The 14,167-nt window shown below is 70.6% G+C and carries 16 protein-coding genes; 12 read left to right on the forward strand and 4 right to left on the reverse strand.

All coding sequences use genetic code 11. The features are described 5' to 3' along the window. The first annotated feature begins 58 nt into the window (after positions 1 to 58). From JOD60_RS05705 to JOD60_RS05730, 6 genes are all read left to right on the forward strand, one after another. Positions 59 to 1,063 carry a pyridoxal-phosphate dependent enzyme gene (locus JOD60_RS05705; protein ID WP_076689356.1) on the forward strand — a complete coding sequence of 335 codons (1,005 nt, stop codon included), beginning with the start codon at positions 59 to 61 and terminating at the stop codon, positions 1,061 to 1,063. Beyond that, complete coding sequence (locus JOD60_RS05710; RefSeq protein ID WP_076689358.1) at positions 1,060 to 2,226, forward strand: cystathionine gamma-synthase; 1,167 nt, start codon at positions 1,060 to 1,062, stop codon at positions 2,224 to 2,226. The genes JOD60_RS05705 and JOD60_RS05710 overlap by 4 nt, the downstream gene beginning before the upstream one ends. A 155-nt stretch (positions 2,227 to 2,381) precedes the next feature. After that, the gene (locus JOD60_RS05715) at positions 2,382 to 3,362 is read left to right on the forward strand and encodes a Gfo/Idh/MocA family protein (protein ID WP_076689360.1); all 981 of its coding nucleotides are present in this window, start codon (positions 2,382 to 2,384) and stop codon (positions 3,360 to 3,362) included. A 268-nt stretch (positions 3,363 to 3,630) separates the two neighbouring features. Beyond that, positions 3,631 to 4,677 (forward strand): tyrosine-type recombinase/integrase, encoded by a 1,047-nt coding sequence (locus JOD60_RS05720; RefSeq protein ID WP_232321706.1) that lies wholly within the window; start codon positions 3,631 to 3,633, stop codon positions 4,675 to 4,677. Positions 4,678 to 4,682: 5 nt separating this feature from the next. Continuing rightward, complete coding sequence (locus tag JOD60_RS05725) at positions 4,683 to 5,003, forward strand: helix-turn-helix domain-containing protein (protein ID WP_076692071.1); 321 nt, start codon at positions 4,683 to 4,685, stop codon at positions 5,001 to 5,003. Between the two features lie 758 nt (positions 5,004 to 5,761). Then, positions 5,762 to 6,835: a hypothetical protein gene (locus JOD60_RS05730; protein WP_076689364.1), complete on the forward strand. Its 1,074-nt coding sequence runs from the start codon at positions 5,762 to 5,764 to the stop codon at positions 6,833 to 6,835. 103 nt (positions 6,836 to 6,938) lie between these two features. Here the strand turns inward: JOD60_RS05730 and JOD60_RS05735 are convergent, their stop codons facing one another. Continuing rightward, on the reverse strand, positions 6,939 to 7,238 hold the full coding sequence (locus JOD60_RS05735) for a hypothetical protein (RefSeq protein WP_157127870.1): 300 nt from the start codon (positions 7,236 to 7,238) through the stop codon (positions 6,939 to 6,941). A 10-nt stretch (positions 7,239 to 7,248) separates the two neighbouring features. Then, positions 7,249 to 7,728, reverse strand: a complete 480-nt coding sequence (locus JOD60_RS05740; protein WP_157127871.1) for a hypothetical protein — start codon at positions 7,726 to 7,728, stop codon at positions 7,249 to 7,251. Between the two features lie 295 nt (positions 7,729 to 8,023). Between JOD60_RS05740 and JOD60_RS05745 the strand changes: the two genes are divergently transcribed. The 3 genes from JOD60_RS05745 to JOD60_RS17015 are packed head-to-tail and all read left to right on the forward strand — an operon-like array spanning position 8,024 to position 9,411. Then, positions 8,024 to 8,773, forward strand: a complete 750-nt coding sequence (locus tag JOD60_RS05745) for a PfkB family carbohydrate kinase (RefSeq protein WP_076689368.1) — start codon at positions 8,024 to 8,026, stop codon at positions 8,771 to 8,773. Positions 8,774 to 8,777: 4 nt separating this feature from the next. Beyond that, complete coding sequence (locus JOD60_RS05750; protein ID WP_232321707.1) at positions 8,778 to 9,302, forward strand: bifunctional 4-hydroxy-2-oxoglutarate aldolase/2-dehydro-3-deoxy-phosphogluconate aldolase; 525 nt, start codon at positions 8,778 to 8,780, stop codon at positions 9,300 to 9,302. Then, positions 9,289 to 9,411 carry a hypothetical protein gene (locus JOD60_RS17015; RefSeq protein WP_269746951.1) on the forward strand — a complete coding sequence of 41 codons (123 nt, stop codon included), beginning with the start codon at positions 9,289 to 9,291 and terminating at the stop codon, positions 9,409 to 9,411. The genes JOD60_RS05750 and JOD60_RS17015 overlap by 14 nt, the downstream gene beginning before the upstream one ends. Positions 9,412 to 9,523: 112 nt before the next feature. Here the strand turns inward: JOD60_RS17015 and JOD60_RS05755 are convergent, their stop codons facing one another. Both JOD60_RS05755 and JOD60_RS05760 read right to left on the reverse strand, forming a co-directional pair. Next, positions 9,524 to 10,234, reverse strand: a complete 711-nt coding sequence (locus JOD60_RS05755) for a GTP pyrophosphokinase (RefSeq protein WP_076689370.1) — start codon at positions 10,232 to 10,234, stop codon at positions 9,524 to 9,526. A gap of 23 nt (positions 10,235 to 10,257) precedes the next feature. Then, positions 10,258 to 10,641, reverse strand: coding sequence for an MmcQ/YjbR family DNA-binding protein (locus tag JOD60_RS05760; protein WP_076689372.1), 384 nt, complete (start codon positions 10,639 to 10,641; stop codon positions 10,258 to 10,260). Between the two features lie 87 nt (positions 10,642 to 10,728). Here JOD60_RS05760 and JOD60_RS05765 point away from each other — a divergent pair, with 87 nt between their 5' ends. From JOD60_RS05765 to JOD60_RS05775, 3 genes are read left to right on the forward strand one after another with little or no spacing between them, the layout of a single operon-like run. Beyond that, positions 10,729 to 11,094, forward strand: a complete 366-nt coding sequence (locus JOD60_RS05765) for a PadR family transcriptional regulator (RefSeq protein ID WP_076689374.1) — start codon at positions 10,729 to 10,731, stop codon at positions 11,092 to 11,094. Next, entirely contained in the window at positions 11,091 to 13,061 is a 1,971-nt protein-coding gene (locus JOD60_RS05770; protein ID WP_198159132.1) for an HAAS signaling domain-containing protein, read from the forward strand. The genes JOD60_RS05765 and JOD60_RS05770 overlap by 4 nt, the downstream gene beginning before the upstream one ends. Further along, the gene (locus JOD60_RS05775) at positions 13,058 to 14,134 is read left to right on the forward strand and encodes an FUSC family protein (RefSeq protein WP_084201914.1); all 1,077 of its coding nucleotides are present in this window, start codon (positions 13,058 to 13,060) and stop codon (positions 14,132 to 14,134) included. The genes JOD60_RS05770 and JOD60_RS05775 overlap by 4 nt, the downstream gene beginning before the upstream one ends. The last annotated feature ends 33 nt before the right edge of the window (positions 14,135 to 14,167 follow it).

Raw genomic sequence — 14,167 nt, forward strand, 5'->3', positions numbered from 1 at the left:
CGACAGCCCGCCGCACGTCTGCGCGCTCTGCGCCCGCGGCCACACCCCAGGACCCTCCATGCGCTACGCATCGCACATCGCCGACCTCGCCGGCAACACGCCCCTCGTCCGCCTCAACGCCGTGACGGCGGGAGACCCCGGCATCCGCGCCACCGTGCTCGCCAAGGTCGAGTACCTGAACCCCGGCGGCTCCGCGAAGGACCGCATCGCCTCGCGGATCATCGACGCCGCGGAGCGCGACGGCCTGCTCCAACCCGGCGGCACGATCGTCGAGCCGACGAGCGGGAACACCGGCGTCGGGCTCGCGCTCGTCGCGCTGCAGCGCGGCTACCGCATGGTGTTCGTCGTGCCCGACAAGTTCGCCGGCGAGAAGGTCGCCGTGCTGAAGGCTTACGGCGCCGAGGTCGTCATGACGCCGACGAACGTCCCGCCCGAGCATCCCGACTCCTACTACAGCGTCTCCGACCGGCTCGCCCGCGAGATCCCCGGGGCGTTCAAGCCGAACCAGTTCGCGAACCTCAACGGACCGCGCGCCCACTACGAGACGACCGGCCCGGAGATCTGGCGCGACACCGACGGGCGGGTGACGCACGTCGTCGCCGGCATCGGCACCGGCGGCACCATCAGCGGCACCGGGCGCTTCCTCAAGGAGGCGACGGCCGGCGAGATCGTCGTCGTCGGGGCCGACCCGGAGGGCTCGATCTACTCCGGCGGTCCGATCCACGGCTACGCCGTCGAGGGCGTCGGCGAGGACTTCTATCCGGCCACCTTCGACCCGGGCGTCGTCGATCGCTACGAGCGGGTGTCGGATGCCGAGAGCTTCGCCATGACGCGCCGACTCACCCGTGAGGAGGGGCTCCTCGTCGGCGGCTCCTCCGGCATGGCGGTCGTTGCCGCCCTCCGCACCGCGCGGGAGCTGCCCGAAGACGCCGTCGTCATCGTGGTGCTGCCCGACCACGGCCGCGGCTACCTCAGCAAGCTGTACGACGACGCGTGGCTCGAGGCCCGCGGCTTCGCGATGTGCACCGGCACCGAGATCCCCACGACAGGAGCCCACCGATGACCACCGACGCCGCCCGCGGGTTCGCGAGCCTCGCCGTCCACGCCGGCCAGGAGGCCGACGCCGCGACCGGGGCGGTCATCCCGCCCGTCCACTTCTCCACGACGTATGCCCAGGACGGCATCGGCGGCCTGCGGCAGGGATACGAGTACGGCCGCAGCGGCAACCCGACGCGCACCGCCCTGCAGGAACAGCTCGCCGCGATCGAGGGCGGATCGCACGCCTTCTCGTTCGCGTCGGGACTCGCCGCCGAGGACACGCTACTGCGTGCGGCGCTGTCGCCCGGCGACGAGGTGCTGCTCGGCAACGACGTCTACGGGGGCACCTATCGGCTGCTCTCGCGCGTGCTCGGACCGTGGGGCGTGCGCCTGCGCACGGTCGACATGAGCGATGCGGATGCCGTCCGCGCCGCCGTCTCCGAACGCGCGCCGCGCCTGCTGTGGGTGGAGACCCCGTCGAACCCGCTGCTGCGCGTCACCGACATCGCCGGTCTTGCCGCCCTCGGCCGCGAGGCGGGTGCGCTCGTCGTCGTCGACAACACCTTCGCCACCCCTGCTCTCCAGCAGCCGCTCGCCCTCGGCGCCGACGTCGTCGTGCACTCCACGACCAAGTACCTCGGCGGCCATTCCGATGTCGTCGGCGGGGCGCTCGTCCTCTCCGAGGCGCACCGCGGTGGTCCGCTCGCCGATGAGATCGGCTTCCTGCAGTTCGCGGTGGGCGCGGTGTCGGGTCCGCTCGACGCGTGGCTCACGACCCGCGGGATCAAGACCCTTGCGGTTCGCATGCAGCGGCACAGCGAGAACGCGGCATCCGTCGCCGCATTCCTGCAGGGGCATGAACGCGTCGCGCGGGTGTACTACCCCGGTCTGGTGGAGCACCCCGGGCACGATCTCGCCGCCCGGCAGATGTCGGGGTTCGGCGGGATCGTCTCGGTCGCGCTGGAGTCCCAGGAGGCCGCGCGCCGGTTCGCGGAATCGACCCGGCTGTTCCAGCTCGCGGAGTCGCTCGGCGGGGTGGAATCGCTCGTGAACTACCCCGACGCCATGACCCACGCCTCGGTGCGCGGCACCGACGCCGCCGTCCCGGTCGAGGTCGTGCGCCTGTCGGTCGGCATCGAGGATATCGCCGACCTGCTCGACGACCTCGCGCAGGCCCTCGCCGCCTGAGCGGCCGACCGCGCCGGGCGTAATTCAGTCTCTGGCGTGGGGCGCGCTTCGTCGGACAGCGTGATTCCGGAAGGGCGGCGCCATCCGTCGCTCGTGCAGACTGAGTTATGACCGGCGGGCGCGCCGCACACGCACCCGCCCGATAGCGTGAGGGCATGAGCGACACGGCGCGATGGGCGGTTCTCGGGGCGGGTGGGATCAGCGGCGACTTCCTCCGCGCGCTGCCGCACGCCCGGCTCGGCGCACTCCACGCCGTGGGGGCGCGGGATGCCGCGCGGGCGCGGGCGTTCGCCGACGAGTTCGGCGGCGCGGTCGCCGGCACGTACGAGGAGATCCTCGGCCGTGACGACGTCGACGCCGTCTACATCGGCACCGTGCACACCTCGCACCGCGAGCTCGCCCTCGCCGCGCTCGCGGCGGGCAAGGCGGTGCTGTGCGAGAAGCCGCTGGGGATCGACGTCGCCGAGACCGAGGAGATCCTCGCGGCGGCCGATGCGGCGGGGCTGCCGCTCGTCGAGGCCTTCAAGTACCGGTTCGGCCCGTTCCCGGACCGGGTGCGCGAACTCGTCAGCAGCGGCGCCGTCGGCGAGATCACCGAGGTCGAGACGGCCATCGGATTCGCCGCGGACCGTGGCATCCGGCGCCTGTTCGATCCGGCACTGGCCGGTGGCGCTCTGCTTGACGCGGGCTGCTATCCGGTGTCGCTCGCCGTCGGCGTCGCGGCCTGGGCGGGTCGCCTCGATGCGCTGGCGGTCGTGTCCGCCGACGGGGTCATCGGCACGACCGGGGTCGACGAGGACGCCAGCGCAGTGCTTGACCTCGGCGGCATCCGCGCCCGCGTCTCCACGTCGATCACCCGCACCCTGCCACGTGCCGCGACGATCCGCGGCACGCGCGGGGAGCTCGAGATCCCGAACGTGTGGGGCAGCCGCGTGGAGTCGACGGCGACCGCCGTGCTGCACCGCGAAGACGGCACGCGCGAGGAGATCGCGACTGGCACGGTCAGCCCCATGGCCGCCGAAGCGGATGCCACGATCGCCGCCCTGCGCGAGGGTCGCACCGAGGCGCCGGAGATGCCCTGGCGGGAGACGCTCGCGACGGCGCGCCTGCTCGCCGAGTGGCGGTCTGTGCTCTGACCGTGCAGCGTCAGCCCAGGGAGTAAACGGGCAATATTGCCATCTGATGCAACGTGGCGACCCGCGATCGCACGAGCTGCAGAAGGCTGAGATCAGTGATTCTCGAGCGGGGTCGAAGTCACTGCTCCGACCAAGGATCTGAAAGTGGCCTTCTCTTGCATCAATGTTGTGTTGGATGCATCATTAGGATGTGCTTGTAGTTAATTCTTCGCCTGCGCAGAGGCTTTTCTCCGCGCGTAACGTCGCTCACCTCGACCCCGAGAGGGCCGTGCTCGATGGGATGCTGGATGGGTGGCGAGCTCAGCAGACTGCTCGCTTCCTGAAGGTTGCGACGATTGCGGCGAGAGAGCGGCTTGTTCGCCGGTTTGTGGCTTTCTCGGGCATGTACCCGTGGCAGTGGACGTCGGCGGAAGTGGAAGCATGGATCGGTGAATTGCGGTCGGGGGCGAAGCCGCTGCGGCTATCGACGCTGCGCGGGTACGAGATCGACATCAAGATGTTCTGCGAGTACGTCACTGATCCTCGATATCCGTGGCTGTCGGAGTGTGAGGCGCGTTTCGGAGCCGCGCCGCGGCAGGTGTTCCATGAGGACAACTCAATCGTCCATGTCAGCGAGTACGAGGGCGATGCGGCGCGACGACCGTTGACATTTGACGAGGTTCAGGCGCTGTTCGATGCGGCCGATGGGCTTGCCGCTCGGATCCGGTCGCGTCGACGGAAGGGCGCGGTTCAGGCGCTGCGAGATGCGGCACTCCTCAAGTGCGTATACGCGTTCGGACTGCGGAGGCGGGAGGCGGTGATGCTTGATCTCGTGGATCTGCGCCGCAACGCGAAGCAGCCGCAGCTGGATCGGTTCGGTGCGCTATCGGTACGGCATGGCAAGGCGAGCCGCGGAGGCCCGTCAAAGCGACGCACGGTTCTCACCGTCCCAGAGATGGGCTGGATTGCCGAGACGCTTGGGCACTATCTGGAAGAGGTTCGACCCGCGCTGTCGTCTTCGGGGTCATCACCTGCGCTCTGGGTGACGGAGCGTGGGACGAGATTGAGTAGGCGGGCAGCTAACGAGGCGTTCTGTGCGGCTCGGGACGCCGCGGGGATCGACTCGTCGCTGGATCTGCATTCGCTGCGGCACTCATATGTGACGCACCTGGTGGAGTTCGACTACCCGGAGCGATTCATTCAGGAGCAAGTGGGGAACTCCTTCTCCTCGACAACCGCGATCTACGTGGGCGTCTCCAACGAGTACCGCAACCGCCTCCTCACCCAAGCCATCCACATGCGATACGGCACCGATCTCGAGGAGGCAGCACTGTGAAAGAGATGGAGTACGTCTGGCATCTGCGAGCGAAGATGGCAGAGCGTGGGATGTTCGCCACGACGGACCTGCAGCCGCTGCTCGCTGAGCGAGGCGTCGCGCTCTCCCGCGAGCAGACATACCGGCTCGTGACGGGTCAGCCGCAGCGTCTCAGCATGGCGACTCTGATCGCGCTGTGCGACATCCTTAAGTGCACGCCCAACGACCTCATCGAACCGCGCATCGTCGAGGCCACCGCCAAGAAGGTATCCGGAGACGTCGTCCCGCTGAAGAGTCGAGTATCCGCTCGCCGAACGACGATCAACCGGCCTGGGCACGCCAAGTGACGGTTCCGCCGGAGCATCCCTGCTCCGAGTGCGGAAGGCGCGCCCAGCGGGTAAAGAGACTCGCTGACGGAGGCGGGCTCTGCCGTCCGTGCTACAACGTCAGCCGACGGGTGGAATGCTCGCGCTGTGGTCGCGTCCGGGCACCCAGCGCCCGGACTGAGGACGGGGCTCCATTGTGTGGGCACTGCGCGCGACCCAAGCGTTCGTGCGCCGTATGCGGCCGCGTCGATCACGTCACCGCCATCGTCGACGGCGACGATCTCTGCCAGCGCTGCTACCCCGCACCCGTCAGGACGTGCGGACGATGCGGGCGGGAACGACGCGTAGCAACCCGCCACCAGAGCGGCGTCGCAGATCTCTGCCACAGTTGCTACCGCACCACCATCGCCGAGTGCGCCCTCTGCCAACAACGGCGCCCGGTGCACACCATGACCTGGCCGATCGGTCCGGTGTGCCGCGTCTGCTATCGTCGCGAGCTCCGCCACCCGGCCGACTGCGGGTCCTGCGCTCAGAGGAGGGCACTCATCGGCCGCAACGACCAGGGAGAGCGCGTCTGCGGGCCGTGTGCAGGATCGACACGCGACTACATCTGCGCAACGTGTGGCGCCGCGGGTGAGCAGCACTTCGAGAACACCTGCGTTCGATGCTCCGTCTTCCGAGCCTCCAGCGAGCTGCTGGCGGCTGCGACAGGAGCGATCCCCGGGCACCTGACGGGGCTCCCGAACGCACTCGTTCATCGAGGCCGCGTGGATTCGACCATGAGATGGCTTCTCAAGCCCACTCCGCGGGCGCTGCTCCAAGCAATCGGAGCACAGGAGTCGATCACGCATGCGAGCGTCGACGCGTGTCCGCCCGGGCAGGCGCGACATCACCTCCGCGCACTCCTGGTTGACGCGGGTGTGCTTCCCCCACGAGATGAGCAGACAGAGCGGCTCGAAACGTGGGTCGACGAGTACCTGACCCAGCTCCCGCCCCATCACGCCGCCGTGATCACTCCCTACGCGCAATGGAAGGTGCTGCGCACCGTGCGCCGCCGGGCGCGCCACCGGCGCACCACGATCGGTGTCGCGGATTCCGCGCGGGAGCGGATCCGCGCTGCCGCCCGGCTCCTCCATCACCGCGAGCAAAACGGCGACGGCCGCGCCCAGCTGACACAGGAAGCACTGGACCGATGGACCGCCGGAAACGCCGCCCGTAGCGGTGACATCGCGCCTTTCATCTCGTGGCTCAGCAGCACGGGCCAGTATCCGGGACTTCGCGTCGAGCGTGGAAAGACGGCCAAACCGAGCGAGATCAGCGAGGAGGACGAACATCACGCCCTGATTCGCAAGTTCATCGCCGGAACGGACCACACGGTGAATCTCGCGACGAGAGTCGCCGCGCTGCTCGTACTCGTGTACGGAGCCCGAACCGACCGCATCCACCGACTCACTACAGCCGACACCACCGCGACGGGAAGTCGAACCTATCTCGCACTATCGACAGAGCCCATCGAGGTCCCCAACCCGATTGCGCAACTCCTCGCGCAACTCGTGACGGACGCCGAGCAGGATCCGCGCGCGCTTCGACGGGACGGCGAAGGGATCTATCTGTTCCCCTCGCCACGGCGACACCATGAACCTATCCACCCCACGACCCTGGGGCGGTGGCTGGCGCGTGCCGGAGTCAGTCCACGGATCGCCCGCAACTACGCCATGCTCGCTCTCACCAGCGACCTCCCCGCAGCTGTCGTAGCCTCCCAGATGGGAATCACTCCGCAGGCCGCCAGCCGATGGGCGCAGTTCTCGCAACGTGACAACTCCGCGTACGTCGCCGCACGCACAGAAAGATGATCAAGCCTGACAGGTCAGGCGCCTACAAGACGTCCCGGACGGAGCGCATCAGTCCTCGTATTGAGGTGCTCGGTCCGGGAGACGTGGTCACGGTCGGCCGCTGTTACGCAGTACCGCTCCCGTCCAGCGCGTAGTGATCCGAATTGCCGGTGTCGACCTGCTCCATCAGGTGCACGGAAAGGAGTCGAAATGCAGCCACCTCAGCGTCGACATCTGGCCAGATGAGACGGCCGCTTTCTTCGAGTGCGCTCAGACGCGCACCCAAGGACTGATCGGTAATTGTGAACTCAGCATTTCGATCGGATCCTTCTCCAAAAACCACGATCACACCGCGCTCACTGTCAAAAGTGTTGCGATGATCAACCGCCCGCAAGTGATCAACGAATCGCTCCAGCGCACTCACTGAGCGGCCTTCAGCTCGGGAAAGCGGTGATGATTCGCTCAGTGGTGCTTCCGACAGGCACCTTCACCGTGTAGGTGCGCACGACTTGGCCCTGCGCGTTACGAATCTGAAGCGGCGCCTGATAGGTGTACGTCTGGTTGGCGCTGTTGTACGGCGCTGACGCGGGTGCGCCCACAGTGTTGCCGATGTTCCACTTCGCGAAGGTGGCCCAGTCGGTGCCCAGGTTGTACTTGTTGATGATGTTCTGCCAATCCTGCGCTTTGCCGGCGGCGATGTGACGCCAGCCGTAGCCCGAGTTTCCGCACTCGAGTTTGGCTACCCCGCTCGGGTTGCGTCGCTGCCAAGTATTCACGCGCTTTGTGGCGGGATCACTTGCTGAGCAGCCTGGTGCGGCGGCGAGGGCAGACACCGACCCGCCGAACTCGACGCCGTTCAGTGTCGCCGTGTACTCGCCCTGCGGGTTCGGTGTGACATCACCCGTGGAGCTCACTGCGGAGACGGAGTAAGGAGCGGCGGAAGCCGCAACCGACGGAACCAAGCAAAGCGCGATCGCGACGATGCCGGCGGAAATGGATGCGCTACGAGTTCTCAAGAAAGGCCTTCCAATCTAGCCCGCGAGTCGGGCAACGAGGAGAAACTACCACCGCCCGGTGATCGTCGACGTCATCCGTTGGGAGGACATTCTGGTCCTGAAGCGCTGCTTACTCTGACGTTAAGTGGGCAGCGCGGCCGGGCGGCCCGCAGGTCGCCGCAGCCACGCTCTGAAGCATTGACTTCAAGGAATAGTGCACCCCTCGATATCGCCTGTCCGCCAGTTCGGCGGGCTCGGGACGGTGCACGCCGTCGACCCCGGCCATCGCACCGGCCTGTACGTGAAAGACCCCGGCCGCGGCGTGCATTACTACCGCGACGGGTCTGCGGCCGCGCACCTCGGGCCGTCCGACGCGGATGCCGCGGATCTCGACGACGTCGCGATCGTGCACGTGTCGGGCATCACGGCGGCGCTGGACCGGTTGACCCCCGACGGTGCGGCGCCCGCGTTCCTCGAGCGTCTCATCGCGCGCGCTCGCGCGGCGGGTGTGCCCGTCAGCGTCGATGTCAATCACCGGGCCGCGCTGTGGGCGGCATCCGTCGCCGCGCCCGTGCTGCGAGATCTGGCGCGTCGCGCCGACGTCGTCTTCGTCGGCCGTGACGAGGCCGAGGCGCTGTGGGGCGCGGCGACCCCCGCGGCCATCCGCGCGCTGCTGCCCGAGCCGGCCGAGCTCGTCGTTAAGGACGGCGACGTCGGGGCGACCGTCTTCACCGCCGACGGCGAGATCTTCGTCCCCGCGCACCGCGTCGACGTGGTCGAGGCGGTGGGCGCCGGCGATGCGTTCGCCGGCGGATACCTCGCCGGTGCCTCCGCGGCCGAGCGCCTGCAAGCCGGCCACGACCGCGCGGCGCTGACCCTCGCCACGACGGCGGACTTCCCTGATCCGACGGCCGCCGGCGCGACCGTCGGCGCCGCGACCGTTCCCGCCCCGACAGAAAGCTGATCTTGTGACCGACGCGACCGATTTCCCCTCGACCGATGCGTTCTTCGCGCAGACCTTCGCGGGCTCGCCGCTGATGGCGATCCTGCGCAGCGCCGGTGTCGACCGCGCGGTGCGCGTCGCGACCACCGCGTGGGACCTGGGGCTGGACTCCGTCGAGGTGACCATCCAGTCGGATGCCGACGTCGACGCGCTCCGCGAGGTCGCGCGCCTGGGTCGCGAGCGCGGGACCGTCGTGGGCGCCGGCACGATCGTCTCGCCGGAGCAGGTTCCTGTCGCGGTCGCGGCGGGCGCCGGCTACCTCGTCTCGCCGGGCCTCGACGCGGATGTCGTGCAGGCGGCGCATTCCGCCGGCATCCCGATCCTGCCCGGCGTCGCGACGCCGTCCGAGGTGCAGCAGGCTGTGGCCCTCGGACTCACGTGGCTGAAGGCGTTCCCGGCGCAGTGGTTGGGCGCGGACTGGTTCCGGCACATCCGCGGCCCGTTCCCGCAGGGTGCGCTTCATCGCGACGGGCGGCATGGCTGCCGGTAACGCCGGCGCGTTCCTCGACGGCGGCGTCCGGGTCCTCGCCGTCGGCTCGGCCCTCGAGGACGAGTCACAGCTCGAGCAGCTCGCCGCGCTTCTCGCCGCGCGCCGCTGAGGCCGCCGGGGCGCCGGCCGCTGGCGCGCCTGCCGAGGAAGTGGGCGCACACTGTCGTATCCCGCCGCGGTAGCGACCAGATGCGCCCACATCTCCCTGGGTGAGCGCGTAGCTACACCGCGCGGACGGGGCCGGCGTGCGTCCCGTGCGGGCCGTGCAGCTCGTGATGGAGCCGCTCCATGCGCGCGTCGAGCAGGGCCGCCGAGTCCGCGGCATCCTTCAGCTCGGCCACGAGGCCCTCGGGCACCGCGCCGGCGTACTTGTAGTAGATCTTGTGCTCGAGGCTCGCCCAGAAGTCCATGGCGATCGTGCGGAACTGCACCTCGACCGGCACCTCCACGCGCCCCGACGACAGGAACACCGGCACCTCGACGATGACGTGCAGGCTCTTGTAGCCGTTGGCCTTGGGGGCGGCGATGTAGTCCTTCACCTCGCGTACCGTGATGTCGTCCTGCTGGGTGAGCAGGTCGAACAGGCGATAGGCGTCGTTCGTGAAGCTCGTCGTCACGCGCACGCCCGCGATGTCCATGATCCCGGCGCGGATGCCGTCGAACGTGGGCTCCACGCCCTTGCGCGCGACCTTGTCGACGAGGCTGTCGGCCGTCTTCACGCGGCTGGAGACGTGCTCGATCGGGTTGTAGTCGTGCATGAGCTGGAACTCATCGCGGAGAATGCCGAGCTTGGTCTCGACCTCGCGCAGCCCGAACTGGTACTCCAGCAGGAAACGCTGGAACTCGTCGCGCATCGCGCGGAGCTGCTCCGGGGAGAATGTCGCGACCCCCTCGTCGGTGAGCACGGAGAGGGCCTGTGGCGACGCTTCCATGACCCCGACGCTATCGAGCCGGACTAGGCGGATGCTGTGAGCCGGGCCCGATGCTCCGGGACCGGCGCCCGCTGGAGCTTCGCGACGACCAGCAGGTACGAGTCGGTGACGAGCTCGGCGACGAGATCCTTCGGCAGCGCGCCTCCCGCGCGGAGCGTGATCCAGTGCTTCTTGTTCATGTGGTACCCCGGCGAGATGTCGGAGAACTGCGCGCGCAGCGCCTCGCCGTCCGCCGGCGCGGCCTTCAAGGTCACGATCGGCTCGCCCGTGACCGCCGTCATCAGCATGAAGACCCTGCCCTGCACCTTGAACACGTCCCACTCCGGCCCGAACGGGTGCTCGAGCGACGATAGCGGGAGCTCGTCGGCGCGCTCGCGCGCGCACTGCTGCAGTTCGTCTCCGGTCATGCGCACTCCTTGTCGGTGCACTCCGCACCATAGCCGTGACCTGCGACGCTCTTGTCCCAGGAGCTGACGCCAGGTACCTTGTGATGCATGTATCCCGAGGATCGTGTGCAGACGAATCTGCGCAAAGGCGTCCTCGAGTGGTGCGCGCTCGCCGTCATGCGCGGCGGCGACGTGTACGGGCGCGACCTCGCGCGCCGGCTCACCGGGCTCGGCCTGCTCGCGAGCGAGGGGTCGCTCTACCCGCTGCTGTCGCGGCTGCGCGAATCAGGCTGGGTGCAGACGCACTGGGTCGAGTCGGCGAGCGGCCCGCCGCGGCGCTACTACCGGCTGACGGATGCCGGGCGCGACGCCGTCGCGGGGTTCGAGCGCACCTGGGCAGACGTATCGGCCGCCGTCGCGGAGGCCCTCGCGGGGTCGGTCGCGGGCGACGACGAAGGGAGACCCGGCGAATGAACGAGCAGCTGTCCGTCTTGCGTGACCCCCGGGCGCGCGCCTACCTCGCCGAGGTGCACGTCGCGGTGGCCGCCGTCGACCCGGCCGCCGCCGACGGCATCATGCGCGAGATCGCCGATCACCTGCGCGAGGCGGCCGCCGAGCCCGGGTTCGACCTCGATCGCACGATCGCCGAGCTCGGCGATCCCGCCCTCATCGCGGCCGGCGTTGACGCGCCTGCGCCGCGCCCCGCCGGGTTCGCCGACTCGGCGGCCGGTGTCATCGTCACCGTGCTCGCTCTGACCGTCGGCACGTGGTGGACATTCGTGATCGGCTGGATCGTCGGCGTCGGCCTGCTGTGGTCATCGCGACGGTGGCTGCGCACGGAGAAGGTGATCGGCACGGCCGCGTGGCCGCTCGCCGCGCTCGCGGCCGCCTCCGGCGGGGTGTTCGGCGGATTCTGGAGCGCGGGCTTCGGCGCGCTCGTGGTCATCCCGCTCGCGGTGGGCGCGTGGCTGCTCGTGCAGGGCCTCCGCGCGCCGCGCACCGCACCCGCCGCGCGGCCGCTCGTCGAGGCGCGCACCGGCCCCGGCGCGTGGCTCGAGCGGCGCCCCGCATGTGCTGTGGCCATCGCCGGCCCGGCGATCGCGGCGCTGGGCGCGGTCGTCGTCGCTCTCGTCGGCGGGCATCCGGCCCCGCTTGTCGCGGTGCCGGTCGTCGCCGCACTGGCGCTCGTCGCGACGCTCACCGTCGTGTGGCTGTCGCGGTCGTGGGAGCCGGCCGACAAGGGCGTCATCACGGGTCTGCTCGCACTCACCGTCGTGGCCGGTGCCGCCGCGTGGGCGGCGGCGGTCGACGCCGGGACAGCCGGCACGATGTGCGCGGGCACGGAGTGCACTCCGGTCGTCTCCGTGCGCACGGATGTCGTCGTGACGATCGCCGCGCCGGCGCTGATCCCGGCGCTGCTCGCCTGCGCCGTGCTGCTCGGCGCACGGTTCCGCGCAGCCGGCGCGCCGCCCCGCACGCCGCGGACCCGCGTCGCGATCGCCGTCGTCATCGGCGGAATGACCCTCGGCGGGGCGGGGTTCGCCCTGCTCGTGCTGGCCCAGGCGCTCGCCGCGCCGGGCCTGTTCGCCGCTGCCGTGGGCGCCCTCGCCGTCTGGGCCGCCGCGATCATCGCCGTGTGGCGCTCCGATGCCTGGACGGGACTGGACGCCGCACTCGCGACGGTCGTCCTGCCCGCGCTCGCCGTCGTGCCGCTGATCCTCCCGCGCGGGTACAGCGCCCCCGCCGGCGACGGCGCGAACCCGCTCCTGCCCGGCGAGCTCGGCGGGTTCGGCTCGCCGGGGGAGACGGCCCTTCTCTGGGGCGTCTTCGCCGCGGCATCCGTCGTGGTGGCGATCTGGATGGCGGTGCGGGCGCTGCCGTCGGGGGCGCGTCGCCGGCGCGGCGGCCCCGCGCTGCGCGCTGCGCGCGCCCGTGACCGGCACCGCGGTGCCGCGTCGCCGGTCGCCGCGCGGATCGTCGGCGCCGCGGGGCTCGTCGCGGTCGTGGCCTACGCTGCGGTGGCCGCGGTGCAGATCCTCGTCTGGAACCCGCTCGCCGCCGTCCCCGGCGCGACCCTCGCGGAGATCTCCGGCACGCTTGACGCCACGGGCGAGACCTTCGACGCGCCGATGGTCCTCGGCATCCTGGCCGTCGGGCCGATGCTGGCCCTCGCGCCGCTGATCCTCGCGTGGCGGAACGCCGTGAGCGCGCTCGGCGCCGCGGCATCCGTCTGCCTCATCATCGCCGCCGGCGCGCTCGGCTACTTCGCGGCATCCTTCGGCCCCGGCATGTCGCTCGCCGACGCGTACGGCATCTCGGGCGCCGACTACGCGCCGTGGGGGCGCGTGCTCATCCTCGTCAGCGCGGCGGCGCTCGTCGGGGCCGCCGCCTGCGGCGTGCTCGCACTGCGTCGCGCGCGGGGCGCGACAATGGAGGGGTGACCTCCGGCGACCCGACGCTGCGCGCGCGGGTGCGCGCCGAAGCGGCGCATGTCGCCTGGAGCCTCACGACCTTTGGGCCGTCGCGCGGCCGGCGCTGGCCGCTGGCGCTGCAGGCCGGGCTCGCGATGGCCGTGCCCATCGTGGTGCTCGCGGCATCCGGTCGCTCCGATATCGCCCTGCTCGCCGCGACCGGCGCGTTCACGGTCATCTATGGCGGCTGGCTGCGCCCCCGCGAGCGCGCGCGGTTCGCGCCGCTCGTCGCGCTCGCCCTCACCGCCTGCGCCGCCGGCGGCACCCTCGCCGGTGCGGGCGGCACGATCGCGGTGCTCGGGGGCGTTCTGGTGCTGACGGTCGTCTCGGCGGCGATCGCCGGGTGGGTCTCGCTCGGCCCGCCCGGGCCGGTGTTCTTCGTGCTCGTGTTCGGCCTGTCGGCGCAGGTGACGAGCGTGCACGCGGGCGGGCAGCGCGCTGTCGACCCGTGGCTGTACCTCGCGCTCGTCGCGGCGTCGTCGGTGTTCGCGTGTCTTCTCGTCGTGGCGCCGCTCGCGTTGCCGCGCTACCGGCGCGAGCCGGTGCGTCCCCGGCGTGCGCTGTTCCCGCGCCGCTGGGGAGCGGTCGCCCGCACCCTGACCGTGCGCGCCGCGATCGTCGCGGTCGTCGGGGTCGGCGCGGCCGTGGCCGTCGACCCCGAGCGCTCGTACTGGATCGTCTGCGCGGGCCTTGCCGTCGTCGGCCTGCCGGTCGGGCGGCGGGATGCCGCGGTGCGCGGCATCCATCGCACCGTCGGCACCGTCGTGGGCGCGGCCGCCTACCTCGCGCTCGCGTTCCTGCCGGTGCCGGTGTGGGCGCTGGGGCTCGTCCTCGGCGGCCTGCAGTTCGCGATCGAGCTGGTCGTCGTGCGCCACTACGCGCTCGCACTCGTGTTCATCACGCCGCTCGTGCTGCTGATCATCGGTGCCGCGACGGGCGACGGCGCGTCGCTCCCGCTCGCGCTCGAGCGGGTCGTCGACACCCTCGTCGGCGCCGCCGTCGGCACCGTCGCCGCCCTCGCCGTGCGCCTGCGCGCAGACTGACCCGCGGCATCCCCGCGCCCCGCCCCTCTGCCC

The sequence above is a fragment of the Microbacterium aurum genome, assembly GCF_016907815.1.
GTDB classification, from domain to species: Bacteria; Actinomycetota; Actinomycetes; order Actinomycetales; family Microbacteriaceae; genus Microbacterium; species Microbacterium aurum.